This is a genomic window from Marinobacter iranensis, assembly GCF_029207565.1.
Taxonomy (GTDB): domain Bacteria; phylum Pseudomonadota; class Gammaproteobacteria; order Pseudomonadales; family Oleiphilaceae; genus Marinobacter; species Marinobacter iranensis.
The window spans coordinates 1-251 of the sequence record NZ_JANCMW010000325.1 but is presented as its reverse complement, the minus strand read 5'-3'; the positions used below and the strand labels follow the sequence as shown (position 1 = coordinate 251).

Below are 251 nucleotides of genomic sequence, written 5' to 3'. Positions count from 1 at the left end.
CGCCTTGGCGAAAGACGCCGGGGTCACGGTGGTACAGGCCGCCTTCATGACCGGCATCGTGTGGGCGTTGCCTTCGATGGTCGTCCTCGTGGGCGCCATTGTATCGGGTGTTGCGCTGCCGGCCGCGATGTTTGCGGTGACGTTGTCTGCCATACGCCTGATGCCGATGGTGATGGCTCTCGTGCCCGAGATGCGCGCCAGGAAAAGCCGGCAATGGGTGCTCTATCTGCTCTCGCATTTCGTGGCCGTGA

General features: G+C 63.3%; 1 protein-coding gene. It reads left to right on the top strand.

The features are described 5' to 3' along the window. A partial coding sequence (locus NLU14_RS22565) for an AzlC family ABC transporter permease (protein WP_275710821.1) occupies positions 1-251 on the top strand: 251 nt, incomplete at both ends.